At 50.3% G+C, this 17,308-nt stretch carries 13 protein-coding genes and 2 pseudogenes; 5 read left to right on the top strand and 10 right to left on the bottom strand.

Annotation, left to right across the window (positions count from 1 at the left end):
- The first annotated feature begins 108 nt into the window (after positions 1-108).
- The 3 genes from DFP97_RS10875 to DFP97_RS10865 are packed head-to-tail and all read left to right on the top strand — an operon-like array spanning position 109 to position 4,580.
- Positions 109-1,932 carry a sensor histidine kinase gene (locus DFP97_RS10875; protein ID WP_245976098.1) on the top strand — a complete coding sequence of 608 codons (1,824 nt, stop codon included), beginning with the start codon at positions 109-111 and terminating at the stop codon, positions 1,930-1,932.
- Position 1,933: 1 nt separating this feature from the next.
- Positions 1,934-3,559: a response regulator transcription factor gene (locus DFP97_RS10870; RefSeq protein ID WP_114380018.1), complete on the top strand. Its 1,626-nt coding sequence runs from the start codon at positions 1,934-1,936 to the stop codon at positions 3,557-3,559.
- Positions 3,552-4,580, top strand: coding sequence for a sugar ABC transporter substrate-binding protein (locus DFP97_RS10865; RefSeq protein ID WP_114380017.1), 1,029 nt, complete (start codon positions 3,552-3,554; stop codon positions 4,578-4,580). The genes DFP97_RS10870 and DFP97_RS10865 overlap by 8 nt, the downstream gene beginning before the upstream one ends.
- Positions 4,581-4,718: 138 nt before the next feature.
- Here DFP97_RS10865 and DFP97_RS10860 read toward each other — a convergent pair whose 3' ends face one another.
- From DFP97_RS10860 to DFP97_RS10840, 5 genes and pseudogenes are all read right to left on the bottom strand, one after another.
- Positions 4,719-5,762 carry an NAD(P)-dependent alcohol dehydrogenase gene (locus tag DFP97_RS10860; RefSeq protein WP_114380016.1) on the bottom strand — a complete coding sequence of 348 codons (1,044 nt, stop codon included), beginning with the start codon at positions 5,760-5,762 and terminating at the stop codon, positions 4,719-4,721.
- Positions 5,763-5,781: 19 nt separating this feature from the next.
- Positions 5,782-6,861: pseudogene (locus DFP97_RS10855) on the bottom strand (MFS transporter); the annotation flags it as partial.
- A gap of 81 nt (positions 6,862-6,942) precedes the next feature.
- On the bottom strand, positions 6,943-8,118 hold the full coding sequence (gene tnpB, locus DFP97_RS10850; RefSeq protein ID WP_114380197.1) for an IS200/IS605 family element RNA-guided endonuclease TnpB: 1,176 nt from the start codon (positions 8,116-8,118) through the stop codon (positions 6,943-6,945).
- A 108-nt stretch (positions 8,119-8,226) separates the two neighbouring features.
- A pseudogene (locus DFP97_RS10845) lies at positions 8,227-8,304 on the bottom strand (MFS transporter); the annotation flags it as partial.
- Positions 8,305-8,386: 82 nt separating this feature from the next.
- Positions 8,387-8,773, bottom strand: a complete 387-nt coding sequence (locus DFP97_RS10840; protein ID WP_114380015.1) for a MerR family transcriptional regulator — start codon at positions 8,771-8,773, stop codon at positions 8,387-8,389.
- A gap of 525 nt (positions 8,774-9,298) precedes the next feature.
- Here DFP97_RS10840 and DFP97_RS10825 point away from each other — a divergent pair.
- Complete coding sequence (locus tag DFP97_RS10825; protein ID WP_114380014.1) at positions 9,299-10,162, top strand: LysR family transcriptional regulator; 864 nt, start codon at positions 9,299-9,301, stop codon at positions 10,160-10,162.
- 173 nt (positions 10,163-10,335) lie between these two features.
- Entirely contained in the window at positions 10,336-11,499 is a 1,164-nt protein-coding gene (locus DFP97_RS10820) for an MFS transporter (protein WP_114380013.1), read from the top strand.
- 30 nt (positions 11,500-11,529) lie between these two features.
- Here the strand turns inward: DFP97_RS10820 and DFP97_RS10815 are convergent, their stop codons facing one another.
- The 5 genes from DFP97_RS10815 to DFP97_RS10795 form a co-directional block, all read right to left on the bottom strand.
- Positions 11,530-12,255: a DUF2306 domain-containing protein gene (locus DFP97_RS10815; RefSeq protein ID WP_114380012.1), complete on the bottom strand. Its 726-nt coding sequence runs from the start codon at positions 12,253-12,255 to the stop codon at positions 11,530-11,532.
- Positions 12,256-12,257: 2 nt separating this feature from the next.
- Entirely contained in the window at positions 12,258-12,980 is a 723-nt protein-coding gene (locus DFP97_RS10810) for a hypothetical protein (RefSeq protein ID WP_220271150.1), read from the bottom strand.
- Positions 12,977-13,288: a hypothetical protein gene (locus DFP97_RS10805; RefSeq protein WP_220271149.1), complete on the bottom strand. Its 312-nt coding sequence runs from the start codon at positions 13,286-13,288 to the stop codon at positions 12,977-12,979. Before DFP97_RS10805 ends, DFP97_RS10810 begins: the two co-directional genes overlap by 4 nt.
- Positions 13,289-13,517: 229 nt before the next feature.
- On the bottom strand, positions 13,518-16,232 hold the full coding sequence (locus tag DFP97_RS10800) for a winged helix-turn-helix domain-containing protein (protein ID WP_114380011.1): 2,715 nt from the start codon (positions 16,230-16,232) through the stop codon (positions 13,518-13,520).
- 86 nt (positions 16,233-16,318) lie between these two features.
- A complete protein-coding gene (locus DFP97_RS10795; RefSeq protein WP_114380010.1) occupies positions 16,319-17,197 on the bottom strand; it encodes a LysR family transcriptional regulator in 879 nt (292 codons plus the stop codon).
- Positions 17,198-17,308 lie beyond the last annotated feature (111 nt).

The following is a 17,308-nucleotide window of genomic DNA, read 5'->3' as shown; positions in this document are numbered from 1 at the left end:
ATAGATTATTTTGTTCGATGGATGCGTTTTCAAAGCCTATTGTGTATGATTGAAGCAAACGGACTGCGTAACATGCAGGTTCCTGAGTAAGCATGAAAGGTCTGGCGAATGATGACAAGACTTCTCCGCATGACCATCTCGAGTGTAAAAGCTAAAATGTTAATCATGTTCGTCATTCTTACATCTATACCGCTCCTTGCCGTCGGTCTGATCTCCTACCAGAAATCGTTCAATACCGTATCCGAGCATAGCAAAGCCTCTACGATTTATATCGCGGATCAGCTTGCCCGGAATATCGACATTCTTTTTCAAGACACTGGCAAGCTCCTCGAGCTTGAGAAAAATCCGGCCGTCCTGCAGTTTCTGTTCCGTCAGACAGATTCGTACACCGACGCCAAGGAAATTTTGCTTGCTTTCGATTTATACCGCAAGACCTATAAATACGATAACGTTTTGAACATTTCGATGGTCAATTTATACGGAAGGGGCATCAGCGAACGGAAAGGCGTCTTTTCGCTGAATCAGAACCCGCTTCGGAACCCGCATTTCCAGCATTTAATCGGGCATCCCGATGATGTGCTGATTATCCCGCCCTCCGATACTTCGCCGCTCGACCGGTTGGACGGCTCCCGGTATTCGGATGGAGGGGTCATCTCGATGATGGCTACGGTCAAGCAGCGCATTACGCACGAAATCATCGGATTCATCGTAATCGATTTGAACGACGAATTTGTTCAACAATTTTCCGATGCTTATCAGATCGGCAAGACCGGCCGGTTCATCGTCGCGGGGCCGGGTGGCGTTCCTATCTATCAACCAGCGGATATGTCGCACAGTTTGCCCGCCGATACGCTGGCCCCTCGGCTCACATCCGCCAAAGACAGCTTCGTTACCGCCGGTTCGGGCAAACCGATATTCGTCACCTATACGACATCGGAGGCAACCGGCTGGAAAATCGTCGGTATTGCCCCGTTACAGGAGATTGTAGAAGATGCCAATGAAATCAGGCAATTAATCATAGTAAGCGTCGGACTCAGCATCCTATTTGTCGTCGTCCTTTATTTCTTCATTTCCTCGCGGCTGACCAAACCGCTTAAGGTTTTGAAGAGCAGAATGCGAAAGGCTGCCTTAGGCAATCTGGATGCCAAAGTAACCCCTACCGGATCGGACGAAATTGCCGATCTTGGCAATAGCTTCAATACGATGATCGAGCAAATTAAGGTATTAATCGCCCGAAGCATACAGGAGCAGAAACAAATTCAAAAATCGGAGCTCCGTACCCTCCAGGCGCAGATTAACCCGCATTTCCTGTACAACACGCTCGATTCGATTATCTGGATGGCAGAGGCGGGCAAAAACGTACAGGTGATTGAGCTTGTCAAGGCTCTTTCCCGCTTCTTCCGAATCAGTCTAAGCAAAGGCAAGGATTGGATTACGGTGGCAGACGAAATAGAGCACGTTCATAACTACCTCGTCATCCAGCAAGTACGCTACCGCGATATCCTGGAGTTTTCAATTGATATCGAGCCCGGAGCATTTCGACTTCCCATTCTGAAAATGACGATGCAGCCGATAGTCGAAAACGCTCTGTATCACGGCATTAAAAATAAACGGGGTAAAGGAATGATCCTCATCTCCGGGCAGCTTGACGATACCGGCCAGACGCTTGTCATCAAAGTCCAAGACAACGGCATAGGCATGAGCCAGAGGGCTCTCGATCTGTTAATCGAACGTATCGGCGGCAGCACGCAGTTGGTGTCTCCGGGCGACGAGGCCGAAGAAAGCAGTCCCGAAGGCGGCTTTGGTCTTCATAACGTAAATCAGCGAATCCGCCTTTATTATGGGGCTGAGTACGGCCTGGCAATTGACAGCACTGAAGGAATCGGGACGACAGTAGCACTCCGAATCCCCATACTTCCGGGAGGGAATTGATATGGTCAAGAAAATCTTTTTCGTCGACGACGAGATTGTCATTCGAGAGAACATCCGCGCTTGTATCGATTGGGAGAAGGAAGGGTTTAACTATTGCGGCGATGCTCCTGACGGTGAGTTTGCGCTTCCGCTCATCGAGGAACATAAGCCTGACATCCTTATAACCGACATTAAGATGCCATTCATGAACGGTCTGGAGCTCAGCGCCATCGTTCGAAAGCGGTTACCGAACACGAAGATCGTCCTCCTGAGCGGGCATGATGAGTTTGAATACGCGCGTCAGGCGCTGCGGATCGGCGTCGAGGATTATTGCCTCAAACCGCTCGGGTCGGCGGATATCATTCGATTACTGCGGGAAGTTGCCGTTAAAATTGACAGGGAGACCGAGCAAAAGATGAAAATCGAGCAGCTCAACCGGAGCTTGACCGAAAAGGAGCATGCTTCGGGCGAGCAGCTGATTGCCCAACTGTGCGGCGGCTTCATCGCTTCGGCCGAGGCTATTGAACTAGCCTCGACGCTCGGCCTTTCGCTGCTCGCGCGTCAATATGCCGTCATTCTCACCGATATCCGATCCGGAGTAGAAGGCAATCCGGACGAACATAGCCTTATCAGCAGGATTGAATCGGATATTTCCGCACTTTTCGAAGAGCATGCCGAATATTTGACATGCAAACGGAGTCGCACGGAGACGGTTTGGGTTTTAAAGTCCGATCATAGCACCCGGCTTCAAAAACTGTGCGAGATGTTAACAGAAGCGATAAAACAGATTGAAGCATCATCCGGGTCCGGCATCTCGATTGGCATTGGGGGCATCCAAGACAGGCTGCAAGGGGTACACACCTCCTTCTTGGAAGCCGAGGAAGACAAACATTGGCGAAGACTCACCGAGCAGCACCGAAGCGCCCTTTTTGAAATGTCGAATTCGTTCGAGCGGGATCTGTATCTGGATAGAGACGGGTTCACAGAATTTCTCGCGATCGGTTCGCCCCGCCAGGCTGAAGCGTACATCCGCCAGTTCGCTGCCGGACTCGCTGCCATCGATTGGAGCACGTCATTATTCGGCTATTACATCCTGAATGACTTAACCTTTGAAGTCATCCGCAAAGCTCGTAAGCTGTACCGCGCTGCCGCTTCAACAGAAGAATCGATTGAAACGCTGAAGAGGATGATCCGGTCGGTCAAGTCCTTGGATGAAGTGTGCGAATATCTAGCCCGGCTCGCGGAGCTATTCTGGAAGTGGCGGGCCGACTCCGCCGGCAAATACGGCGAACTCATTGCACAGGCAAAGGCATTCATGCAAGCTAATTACGGCAAAGAAGGGCTATCCCTCCAGGATGCCGCCGACCATGTCAATGTCAGCGCCAGCCACCTCAGCAAAGTGTTCAGCCAGGAAACCGGGCAGACATTCATTGATTTTCTCATGATGACGCGAATCCGGAAGGCGATGGAGCTGATGCAGTCTACAAACGCGAAATCTTACGAAATCGCTAACGAAGTCGGCTATAACGATCCCCACTACTTTTCAAATCTCTTCAAACGCGTCACGGGCATGACAATCCGTGAGTTCCGAAAGCATGGATGGCAGCAGGACAGTCCATTCGGAGAAGGAGGGACCAAGGATGCATAAACTGCGTAAACTCCTTCTTCGCTTTTCGCTCTTACCACGTTGCACCATTGCCATCCTTGGATTGGTTGTCCTGCTGGGTGCGGCCGGCTGTACGAATGGCTCATCTGCCCTGCTCCCTCTTCCTGCAGATAATATAAGCATCGAATCCGATGTTCCTGCGTTTACGTTCGGCATCATCTATCCGATCGCGCATCCATTTTATGAAAACATAACGGAACGCGCGGAACACGCGGCGGCGGCGGCCGGAGGCAAACTCATTATTAAAGCCCCGGATGAAGCGAACGTTGAGCAGCAAATTCGGATGCTCGAAAATATGATCCGCCTCCAGCTAGACGGAATCGCCATCTCACCGATCGATAGCAAGGCACTTGCCCCTTATATCGATCAAGCGATCGAAGCCGGAATTCCAGTTGTCTGCTTCGAGTCGGACGTGCCGTCGAGCAGAAGGCTGGCGTATATCGGCGGTGACAATGAGCACGCAGGGGCGCACATGGGCCAGGCGCTCGGAGGACTATTGCGAAACGGCGGCATGGTGCTCGTCGAATCCGGCGTTACCAGTATGAGCAGCCACCAAGAGCGTTTGGACGGATTTCTCGATTATATACGGGAAGAAACGAACATTCAGATTTTGGAGGTGAAGACTCATGAAGGAAGCGATGAGCGCGCATTGGCAGAATTAGAGAAGATGATCGACGACCACCCCCATTTTGACGCCTTCGTTGCCCTCGATTTCATCTCAGGCTCTAGCTCGATTCTTGCTTGGAAAGCGATGGGGCTGAACCGGTATGCTCTAACATTCGGGATGATGCCGGCAATTGAGGAGGCGATTACAAACGGGCAAATTACACTCGCCGTCACCCAAAACGAGGCGAATTGGGGCAATCAGATCGTGGACTTGCTCCATAACGCCATGCAAGGAAAACCTGTTCTCGAGAGAATCGATACAGGTGAGTCGATTATTGACGCGAGCAGCCAAAGCCAGAAAAATAAAGTTGAACGTAGCGAGGCTATTGTGCAGTAAGGGCAATTGGTGAATATTAACACTAAATATAAAATATAAAGCAGACCAAATTGGTCTGCTTTATTTGTTGCTGCTCTATTTAGGGTCGAATGAATATAAGATTCAAAGAATATGTTGCGATACAATTTTAATTTCACATTATTGCTTCAATGTTGCCATATCAATAACGAACCGGTAACTTACGTCCCCTTGTTTAATCCGATCCCAAGCTTGATCCACCTCATCTGCACGAATCCGTTCAATCTGGGGAACGATACCATGTTCAGCACAGAAATCCAGCATCTCCTGCGTCTCTCGAATACCGCCTATACTTGAACCGGAAATGCTTTTTCTTGGGAGGATGGAAAATGTATGGTATGCCACTGGTTCTGCAGGCAAGCCGACGTTAATAAGTGACCCGCCAACACCTAATAACGATAAATAAGCATCGATGTCGAGATTAGCTGAAACGGTGTTTAAAATTAAATCGAACGTGCCGGCAAGCTCGGTGAATGTGGTCTGATTACGAGTTGCATAATAGTGATCGGCACCAAAGCGAAAAGCTTCTTCACGCTTGTTCTCGCCCTGACTTAACACCGTGACGCTCGCACCCATAGCATGAGCGATTTGGACGCCGAGATGTCCGAGCCCTCCCATCCCAACGATGGCCACCTTCATGCCGGAACCAGCATTCCAATGCTTGAGCGGGGAGTACGTGGTGATACCTGCACACAATAACGGGGCAGCTGCGTCAAGTCCAAGAGTATCGGGGATACGAACTACGTATTCCTCGTCCACAACGATTTGCTCACTGTAACCGCCGTAAGTAGGATTCCCTTCATAATCTAGTGCATTGTAGGTATAAACAGCTCCCCTTTTGCAATATTGCTCTTCACCGGACAAGCAATACTCGCACATACGGCAGGAGTCGACTAAGCATCCTACTCCAACTCGATCGCCGACCGAGTATACTGACACGTGTGAGCCCACGGCAGTCACAATACCGGCGATTTCGTGCCCGGGCACCATTGGGAAGATCCCTCCTCCCCAGTCCCCTTCAGCCTGATGAATATCGGAGTGACAAATTCCCGAGAATTTGATAGCAATGAGTACGTCATGCGCTCGAAGCTCTCGACGTTCAATCGTTGTATGCTCAAACGGAGAACCGGCACTTGCTATGCTAAGGGCATGTGTTTTGAGCATAATTTACTCCTTTCTCTGACTATATTGGACTTAGACGATTCTCTTTCAACAAACGTTTCACAAAGAAAGTGAACATCAATAAGGAAAACGTGACCGACACGGCACTGACCGTGAACAAAGCCTGATAGCCCATGTACAGGGAGACCCCGCCCAGCATGATCGCACCAAGCCCGATGCCGAGATCGGTAGCCGTCAATAATGAAGCATTGGCAACCCCTTTACGGTCCGGACGGGCAAGACGTATCGTCGCCGCTTGAAGTGCCGGCTGCGCGGAACCGAAGCCGATACCGTACAGAACCGCCGAAACCAGTACGCCGAACAATCCGGTTGAGAAGCTTAAGGCAATCAAAGCCAAAATCGTAATCACAAGGCCCGGTACAATAACAAACGTCTCGCCGTACCGATCCGAAAGTTTTCCCGAAATGGGACGGCTCAGAACAAGCGTTACGGCATAAGCCAGAAAGAACGCGCCGGAATTGACCTTGATCGAGTCAGCGAACAGCGGGACAAAGGCGGTAATGCCGCCATAAGCGACAGTCAGAAAAAAAACCGATGCTGTGACGGGTAAAACCGATTTTTCGAATAATTCGATTCTCCGTGCATTCGCTTACGGCCGGAAAGGCATTTTTGCACCCATCGTCAAGAGCATCGCTGCGGCAGAGAGCCCTGCGGCGATTAGAAACAGAGCGTGATACGATAAGTTCTGGGTAACCCAGATGGCTAACATCGGGCCGACCGCCATAGCCAAGGTCATAGCCGTACCAAACCATCCCATGCCTTCTCCGCGGCGGGCGGACGGTATGATATCCGTAACCGCCGTGAAAACGGCGGTTGTAGAAACGGCCCAGCTCATCCAGTGCAATATTCTGAGCCCCATCAAAACAAGAATTCCGCCAACCCAATCATACATATACATAGACACGGTGAAGAGAAGCAGCCCCCACACGATAAACGGACGCCTGCCGAATCGGTCCAGCAGCCCGCCGACGATCGGGCGAAAAATAACGGCAGACAGCATAAACGCGCCCACCGCCAGACCGACCTGCGCTTCATTGCCGCCCACTTGTTTGATGAACAGCGGCAGGGTCGGAAGCAGCAATTGAACTACCCCTTCTTAAAATCAATTGATTTTTGAAGAAGGGGATTCCTAAGAACTTCACCCTAGCGGGCAAATCGTGGATTAGGCTATCCCCGTAGTCCCTACGGTTAGAAGCCTGATGGCTTCGTTTCTCAGATTAATGCTTGCGTTCAGATCGCGATGGTGATGACTGCCGCAGATTGGGCATTCCCATTCACGCAAGGCGAGATTCTTCACGTCTTTGTTCTTCGTTCCACAGCAGGAGCATATTTGGCTGCTGGCAAAGTTGCGCGCTACGGCAATCACCTGTTTGCCATACCAGCTTGCTTTGTACGCAAGTAACGTACGAAATTGCGACCATGAACCTTCACTAATCACTTTGGCAAGGTTTGCGTTTTTCAAAAGGTTTTTTATCGCTAAATCCTCGATCCCGATGATGTCGTGGTTTTTGACGATCTCGGTAGAGATTTTATGCAAGTAATCGTTCCGTGAGTTCGCAATACGCTCATGAATACGGGCAATCCGAATCCGCTGCTTATGCCAATTCGAAGAACCTTTTGTTCGTCTGGCAAGTATTCGCTGTGCGTTTGCTAGCTTATGTTCTAATCGCCTGAACCACTTCGGATTCGGATAGACGGTTCCGTCACTAACTACAGCAAAATCCTTTAACCCAACATCAATTCCGCATGCGGAATGGGTTCTAGGCAACGCCTGCACTTCGGTTTCTGCCAAAAGTGAAACGAAGTATTTACCGCTTGGATTGAGGCGAATCGTAGCATTTAGTATTCTTCCCTCGACCTCACGACTTTTTGAAAAACGAACCAAACCGAGCTTCGGCAGCTTGATATGGTTGCCCGACACCGTAATATTGCCATTCGTTTGTTTGGTCGTATACGATTGTACAGCATTCTTTTTGCTTTTGAATCGTGGTTTGTCATTCTGCTTCTTATAGTAGCGGGTATACGAATCATTTAGATTTTCAAGCGATTTTTGTAAGGCGATGCTATCCGCTTCTTTGAGAAAAGGATAATGATGCTTTAACTCCCGGACGCCTTTGATGGCTTCATATTTGTTAAAAAACTCGCCTTTCCATTCGTTCGAAGGCAATTGACCGCTTTGCTTCATTTCTTCGACAATGTGCCAATAGGCATCCTTTTCTAGCTGCTTGGCCAAGAAAAAATTAAACACGAAACGCGTGCAACCTATCGTTTTGTTCATGAGTGTTGCTTGTTCTTTGTTCGGATAGATACGAAATTTGTAGGCTTTATGGACGAGTATTGGGATCACCACCTCATCCAAATTATAGCACATATGTTCGTATTTATTAACCAAAAAGAAATCGATTCATCTCCCCCTTATTATGTTGAAGAGGGAGTCTTCTCGACTGAGATGATAAAATCCGGTAAATAAGAAAAGCATCCCTACGGTCATTAGAATAAACGACTTCGTCCAAAGGCGTTCCAGGTTTCATCCCTCCCCGGGTAAAAGATTCAGTTCAGGAGCAGATCAAGTCTTACGATATAAGCTTCTTGCCGGAACGCGAGATTTAATTCTCAGATCTTGTTAGTGATTTCTCTTTTTTACGTATGGTCTGTTCATATCTTTCAATTTTGTAATCCAAACGTTCAAACACTTTCTTCATGTCTTCCATTCTTATTAGGAGCTGGGTACGCTGCTCAATTAAGAGCTCTTTCCGCGCCTCAAGAGTTTCATCACCTTTTTGAAACAGCCCCACATACTCAATCAACACTTCAATTGGAAGGCCGGCATTTCGCATACATTTAATAAATTCGACCCACCTCAAGTCTTCTTCTGTATAATCCCTGATCCCGCTTTTATTGCGGTTAACAGGTGGGATCAGTCCAATCCGTTCATAATAGCGGAGTGTATCCTGTGAAATTTCGAATTTTGTACTTACTTCTGTCATTCTCATGCGGTTTCCCCTCCCTTATATCCGATATTATCGCACTTGGAGTTAACTCCAAGTCAAGTGTTATTCGGGTTTATTCACCCCTAAGCTGCGGCGAACCTCCAATTCTGGGTTGGTTGCCAATTTAACAATCAAGTGCGCAACACTCTTATAAGGTCAATTCATTAATAATTCTTGATGCATTATTAAACTTTTGTCTATCATTATAAACAGGTACAGATATCATGCAATTGTTAGATGAGCGCAATTTGTTAATTAGTGAACGAATCTTTGATATTTGTTTATTATCTTTAGAACTCTGGTGACCTCCGATGTTTCCTTGAATTTCTTCTCGGTGGATATAACCAAAGGATAAACCACGGATTCAATAAAGAGGTTATCGTTAGGTTTGTTGCATCGGCTTATGTAGGGGTAGTAAAATGGTTCACAAATGAAAAGCCTATTCCACATCAGGATTTAGCAGTACAATTGGGGTCATTGTTAGAGAGAAATTGTAACTAGAAAGAGCGGAATTACAGGAGGTCGATGATGGACCATCGGGATTGGGAAATATTAGATGTTCTCTATAATCAAAAAAACATTACTAAAACCGCACAAATTTTGTTCTTGACCCAGCCTGCTTTAACAAAACGGATCATGCAGATTGAAGCAGAATTTAACGTAAAAATCGTGAACCGTGGAGTTAAAGGGGTTTCCTTTACGCCGCAAGGCGAGTTTTTGGCACAACGTGCACGTGAGATGGTCGCAACTATTCGTTCGATCAAAGATGATGTTTTGAATATGAGCGAGGAAGTAGCGGGAACCTTACGTTTGGGGGTTTCCATTTTTTTCGGCAAGTACAAGCTTCCCGGATTATTGAAGCAATATAAACAACAATATCCGCAGGTCGACTATCAAGTTGAAACCGGATTTAGCAAAGATATTTTTAATTTGGTTTATAACCACAATGTTCATATCGGCTTTGTAAGAGGAGACTACAGTTGGCCGGGTAACAAACATCTCCTTTATGAAGAAAAAATAATCGTGATTTCAACAGAGAGGATTACGCTCGAAGATCTGCCTAATATACCTAGAATCGATTATCATACCGACTTTTTGTATAAATCACTAATCGATAGATGGTGGTCAGAAAATTACATCAAACCTCCATTAACTGCGATGAAGGTGGATCGCGGGGACACATGCCGGGAAATGGTGCTAAATGGATTGGGGTACGCCATTATGCCCTCAATGTTTGTAGATGATCTCGAGGATATCAATAAGATTGAAATTACGGATAACAAAGGAGAGCCCCTTACACGCAATACCTGGATGTTCTATCACGAGCAAACTTTGGAGAAGCGCAACGTAAAAGCATTTGTCGATTTAATAATCAATCAGAGGCAGGCGTAGTTTCATATACGTTCTGTCTTTTCTTTTGATGTCTGTTTACAGAGCCATAAAATTTATTGATGGAGAGCAATCACCCTTCTCTATTTCCCCACCTTTCAGTGACTAATGTATACTAACCGTACTAAACCCACTCTCCTCTTTTGTCCTTAATATTCATATTCGGATGTGATTACATGCTTCTCCGTACTGTCATCATTATCGTATTCTGCTTTCAATTTATACTGAATATGACGCGGCCTATCATTCCTCTTCAAGCTACCGGACTTGGCGCAAGCACATTTGAAGTCGGGCTATTGGCTGCTGCATATGCCTTCCTTCCTCTGTTTATTGCGATAAGAGCCGGTAAGATCGCCGACCGGATCGGGGACCGCCTTCCAGTCATGATCGGTCATGTCGGCGTTGCTCTGGGAATGGCGCTTCCCGGCCTAATTCCATCTATGTGGTCTTTGTTTGTATCACAGGTAATTGTTGGAGTCGCTCACATTTTCATCGTTATTTCACTTCAGAATGTATTGGGTAATTCAGCCTCACCGGAAAAAAGAGATCATTATTTCAGTATGTTTGCAACTTTCGTATCCATCGCTGCTGTAATTGGACCTGTGACTGGCGGTTATTTGGCAGAATATATATCTTATCCAACGGTATTTCTACTCTCCCTAGTTGTTAGCATCTTCTCTATCTTGTTCTCAGTCTTTCTTCCGCATGAGCCAAGAAAAAAGACAGCCAGCGCCATCGGTTTGATGGCATCCGTAGAGATGCTAAAGATGCCAATACTGCGAAAAGCGCTTATAGCCAGTGCGCTTGCATTATATTCAAGGGATATTTTTGTCGCTTATTTTCCATTATACGGCCAAGGCCTTGGCATGACCGCAACCACTATCGGCTGGATACTATCGCTCCAAGGCTTTATGATGGTCGCTGTCCGGCTGTTTTTAACTAAGCTTACCGATCAATTTGGCCGTGACAATGTATTAGTTTGGTCGGTTTTACTAGCTGGCGCTTCATTTGTGCTCGTACCGTTTACACATAATTTTTACTTGATCGGGCTATGGGCTTCACTGATGGGTATTGGTCTAGGCTCAGGACAGCCGCTTTCGATGGCTACGACATATAACGCATCACCAAAATCTAGAACTGGTGAGGTATTGGGGCTGCGTTTGTCCATTAACAGAGTTTCTCAGCTGCTTGCGCCGCTTTTTTTCGGGGTAGTCGGCGCTTCGCTTGGATTGTTTTCCGTCTTCTTTATCAGCGGAGCTTTCTTAATTGGCGGAACCTGGGCAATCAAACCCGAACAAGGCCTAAACACTTCACTGAAAGGGGAAAAACAAACGAGTTGAATCAACATTACCTCTCATTAGTGAGCCTGTTTACTGTTTGTGAGGGGCCGGCCGCTTACGGATGGCCCATTCGGCCACGGCGAGATTGATCACCCAGGCCGAGCCCATCAGTAGCGCTCTGCTGAGCTCACTCGGCGGGCCGATGATCAATTCCCCGGCCAACAGGGTCAGCACCTGCGTGCCCGCGCCAAGACCGATCGCGTAGCCGCGCATCATCCACGCGCGGTGCCTCATCACGCTCCCGCGCCGGATCGCGGTAAAGCCGCGGACGATGGACACGACCATGGCCGACCCAAACAGGAGCCGCAATGCATAAAGCAGCTCACCGTCGCCATCCGGGCTGGGATAGAACAGGGTCATCCACAGACCTGAAAGCCCAACCAGCAGCCCGCATGCGACCAGGAGCCGTCCGGCCGCGCGGTGCCAGACGGGCCGGCGCTGCCGGAAACCAGGTGCGAACTGGAACGCGCCCAGGATGGCATACACTCCGGCGCTCACGATATGCAGCACCACCGGCAGAGGTGACGCAAAGAACCGTGCGTTGGCTGGCGTGATCTCTGCGCCGCCGGCCAGCTGGATGAGGCGGACAACGCCGAAGGCGAGCGGGATGGCGCTCAGCAGGAGCATTGCGGTCACGAGCCGCTTTGCCGAACCTGCGTTTGCTGGCGCTTTGGGTTTCTGAGACGTCGGTTTCCCTGCCTTGTTGAGCTGAGGCACATCGGGGGCTCGGCCTTCATTGGAGACATTCGCTTTCATGTTCAGCTCCTTGGACGGATGGACGTGTCGGGTTCCGAGGCTTTCTCGCGCCGTTCCGACCAGAGCGCATAGCCCAGCCAGGCTAAAGCTACCCCCACCGGTACCGCAACTTTCGGCTCGTGCTCGGGCGGAAGCAGCGCAGCCACGGGGGCCAGCACGGACCCGAAGGCAAGCAGACCGGCCGCCCAGCGAGGCAGGATGCCGGCACGGAATGTCGCGATGCCAAACAGCAGACCGCCGAGGATATACAGGGTCCCTGTTAGCGTCCATAGATTTGCGAGGGCTCCGAAGTTCGTCTCGCCGGCGGAGTTGGTGAAGATCCCTAAGAATCCCTCCGCAAGCGTCGGCGCCTCGGTCGCCAACAGCGGCAAGATAAAGACTTCGGCGAAGGTAAAGAGCGCTGTGAGCACCCAGTTGAAGCTATATAGTAGAAAGCCGGCCAGACCAAGCCATCCAGCCTCTTCCACTTGCCTGGCATAGAGCCCCGTAATGCCGAGCAGGAAGAAGAAGCACATGACGGTGGCCAAGGCGTGGACGATTGCCCATTGGGTGGTGGTGACTGACGAAAGATTGTTAGGCTGATGGAACATCCCAACAACCACGTAAAATATCCCTGCCACCATAGCTGCTAGACCTGCCCAACGGATGAGGCTCGAGGTTGTTATCTTCATTTTGCTCTCCTGGTTGTTTCCTTTAATAACTGCGGTCTTACGATTGGAATTCATGTGTTTCTCTCCTTTCTCGAACAATTGTGATTTGTGTCGGTGTTGAGATCTAGCCCACTCGCCTGTTTGGGATGAACCTGAATGACCGAGACCAACGGCAGGCCGAGATCACGCACTCCCCTCAGCAAGCCATGTAATGCGGCCTGATCGGCCACCGGTCCAGAGAGGATGGTTGTTCCGTCGCTTTCGTGGGTGAAGCTTAGACCCTCAAACCGGTCGACCCACCGGGCATCAAGGTGTCCCTTGATGCGAATTTCATACAGTCCAGGCTCGTGATGGTCCTCCGTTGATACATTTATTTGACTCATTCTGGGCCTCCTTCCTGTTCCTTCACTGGATGTATCTTCACTTCGTCGTTCCTTTCTTGATTAGAAGATACACATTCATGTGGTGAGACGGCATCACCACATGTGGTGATGGATGTGGTGATTTGTCAATCGGGAGGCTGTGTCGGGAATGAGAAAAAACCCCGGCACATGGTTTGTCAAAACTGCCAGGGCCGGGGTTAATATTTGGCGGTGGATGTTTGGGGGCTCGCTAGAACAAATCGAGTTCCTCAGCCCGCCGGACTGCTGCCCGGCGGTTGTTCACCTCAAGTTTGTCGTAAATGTTCTTGGTGTGGGTTCGCAAGGTGTTCAGGGACACCATAAGTTGGCGGGCAATGTCCGGGCCGCTCAAGTCGGTTCTGAGCAGCCGAAGCACGTCACGTTCTCGTTCGCTTAGCGGCTCGCTCATAACTTGTTTGGCAAGCGTTCTGCCCTCAACCTTGCCGAAGGCTGTCAGGAGGCGACGGACATAGTTCATAGCGATCCCCTGCTTCACAGCCGCTTCCAGCAAGGCCGCCATGGGTCGGCCTTCGTCCACAAAAATGCGGACGTAGCCCTCTGGTTCAGCCAGGGCCAGGGCGCGTTTCAGCGGAGTAAGCGCTGCCGGGATGTCGCCTTGCATATGGTGAGCAAGTGCCTGCACGACCAGGATTTCGATCACGCTTCCCGTCCTCTCGCCTTCTTCCGCTGCTTGAAGGAGGCGCTCCAGGAGTCCCATAACCTCTAGCATAGAGCGGTCTGCACGGTCGCTCTTATACCGGAGCAGGAGGACCCTGGCTAGGGTGATGTGTTCGAATTCGCGCAGGTAGCAAAGGTCGTCCCCGGCGGATAGGCCATGCTCCCGTGCCCAGTCGAGGGCTTCATCCAACCTGCCCTGCGCGACCCAAACCCGTGTCCTCAACGCGGCTACAGGACGAATATTTGGGAAAAAGTCACTTACATACAGGTGCTCTGCCTCGTGGAGCATGTCAAGCGCACCGTCCAGATCTCCTTGGGCCTCCCGTATTCGAGCCATTGCGACGTGCCAGCGATACCGGTTTTGCGGGAACCCGGTGTGCTCGCCCTGCTCCTTGCTTCTCAGCAGGTGCTGCGTAGCGACGTGCAGATCGTCATGCTCACGGTAGAGCTGACTCATTCCCACGTACATATCTGCCGTTCCCCGCAGGGCGGGCTCGCCCTGCTCTGTCGCAAGCTGTAATCCCCGCTCATAGGTACGCATCGCCTGGCGGAGCCGACCTTGCGCAATCCGTATATCAGCTGGAGCGATGGCGCCCCCGATTGCGTCAGAGATGCCCCCTGCCAACTGTACAATAGCCATGCCATCGGTAAATGACCGGTGCGCTGCCTCGAGATCCCCGCTCGTCCAGGATGCGAGTCCCAGGAGTGCAGCTGCCGATCCTCGCAGGAGATGGTCGCCCTCAGGTACGAGGTCGAGCACCTGCCGGGCGTATTTCATGGTGGCGGATACATCACCCAGCGCTTGGGCATATGCGGCACGGTACAAGGAGATCGCACCCGGGAGACGGCGAAATTCCTCTTCGTCCATGACGATCATCTCAACCACTGGGGTTTCCGTTCGCTCACTCATGTCTTCTGTCGTCCCTAGCCACCGTTCTGCATCTCGCAGTCGGTCCATAGCGGCTTCAAACTCGCCGGAAGCCAGTAACGCCCAGGCATAACCCGCGCTGAGCACAGGCCTGCAGCGGAACAGCTCATCGGGGAGCGCCTTCAGCCAGCCGAGCACCGCAGCCTCCTGTCTACTGCTGCGCATGGCTGGACATGCCATTTCGATCAGGTCCGCCGCCCGCGCGAAATCCTCGGAGGCCAGCGCGTGGCGGATCGCATCTGCCGCCGAGCCATGCTGCTCGTACCAAGTGCTCGCGCGCCGATGCAGCGTTGCTACCTGATCGGGCTGATCCTCCCTCAAATGTGTAGAGAGAACCTCGGCAAAAAGGTGATGATAGCGATACCACTGACGCCTGTCATCCAATGGAACGACAAAGAAGTTGCCTCGCTCCAGGGCATCCAACCGCGCGTTACCATCCTCTTGGCCGGTGACGGCATCGCACAGCGGGCCATGCAACCGATCGAGAATGGCGGTCTGAAGCAAGAAGCTCCGGACATGTTCGGGCTGACGCTGCAGGACCTCTTCGGCCAGATAATCCACAATGTACCGATTGTCTCCTGCGAATGCACGAATGAACGCAGGAATGTCCTCGCACCCCTGCATCGAGAGAGCCGCTAGCTGGAGCCCGGCAATCCAGCCTTCGGTACGGGTCTCCAGCGCAGTAATTTCGTCTGCCGAGAGAACCAGGCCCATCACCTGATTAAGGAACGCTGCCGCTTCGCCGGGAGTAAATCGCAGGTCGGTGGCACGCAACTCGGTCAATTGGTCCCGTACGCGTAGTCTGGCCAGGGGGAATTGCGGATTCTCTCGGGTGGCAATGATCAGATGCATTTGTTGCGGGAGATTCTCGAGCAGGAAGATGAGTGCATCGTCGATCTGTTTGGCATCAATAACATGGTAGTCATCAAGGACGAGGACGAATTTGTATGGGATTGTTGAGATTTCATTCACAAGGATCGTCAGAATCGATTCGGTTGGCGGGGGCTGTGAGGATTTGAGCGCACCAAGCGCGCCTTCTCCAATTCCATCTGCAATCGTCTGCACAGCAGTGATTAGGTAGGTTAGGAAGCGTGCAGGATCGTTATCTCCCTCGTCCAGCGACAGCCATGAGACAGGTCGTTCACAAACGGCGACCCATTCGCTGACCAGCGTAGTCTTTCCAAAGCCGGCAGAGGCAGAAATGAGAGTCAGTTTACGGTCAAGACCCTCGTTCAGCCGCCCGATCAGGCTTGGTCGGAGGACAGCTTTAGTACGCGGCTGCGGGATATACAGTTTAGTGGCTAAAATTGGTATACTCATAGATTTATACCCACACGATAATGACTTCTGCCTACATCTTTCAACATATTGATTTCCCCATTCTATGACTGTATTGATTAAATCGTCTATTTGGATAACGCCCCAAAATATTCTACAACGACCTCACGGAATTCCAGAGCAGCCCGCGAAATGTACCGGCTTCTGTGCCATAATAAAGCGATCTCCCGTACCAATTCGTGATCCGCTACTTGGAGATAACTGATATGCTCCCGTGAATCCCTTGCCGTGCTTGGTATGAAAGCAATGCCAATTTCGCCTTCCACAAGAGTGATTAGCCGTGCAGGTTCATCTCCCTCATACACATATTTAGGTACAAATCCAACCGATTTGCATAAAGAGTCCACTAAATCGCGGGTACCGTAGCCTCTTTTTACACCGACAAACCATTCATCCCTTAATTCTGTCAACGATACGCAGCTTCGGTCTGCCAGCCGATGCCCCTTTGGTACAGCTACTAGGATTGGGTCGAGGAACACGATTTGACATTCAATGTCATCCTCTTCTATAGGAGGTGAGGACAAGCAAAAATCGACCTCTCCTCTATGAAGACGAGTAACCATTTCCTGCGTGGTCAGCATTTGCACATGAAATTGGATATAGGGCCGCTTTTTCCGAAACTCTCTAAGGATATTGGGTAACGTGCTTGCGGTCGTCACCGCCAATTCGAGTGTGCCATGTTCCGGGCTGGACAAATCGCTAATCTCCTGCTTCCCCTGTTCCAATTCAAACAAAGCCCTTTCGGCACGGCGAAGGAATCGGCTTCCGAACTCATTCAATCGCAGCTTCCTCCCTGTTCGATCGAATAGAGGGACCCCCAGATCCTCCTCCAAGCGCTGAATCGTTTTGCTTAGTGAGGATTGAGTAACGTGCAGACTTCGTGCAGCTTCAGTCACGTGTTCCAATCGAGCTACTTCGAGAAAATATTGCAGTTGAAGAAGTTCCATTTCGCACCCTCCGTTCATTCCCTCAAATCAATGAAATCATAACATAAAATGCGTTGGAGTAAATTATCGAATTCAAGTACGATGACAACAATACACTTTGGGGGGACCAAA

It is taken from the genome of Paenibacillus prosopidis (assembly GCF_003337375.1).
GTDB classification, from domain to species: domain Bacteria; phylum Bacillota; class Bacilli; order Paenibacillales; family Paenibacillaceae; genus Pristimantibacillus; species Pristimantibacillus prosopidis.
This window is presented reverse-complemented; position numbering and strand designations above follow the sequence as displayed.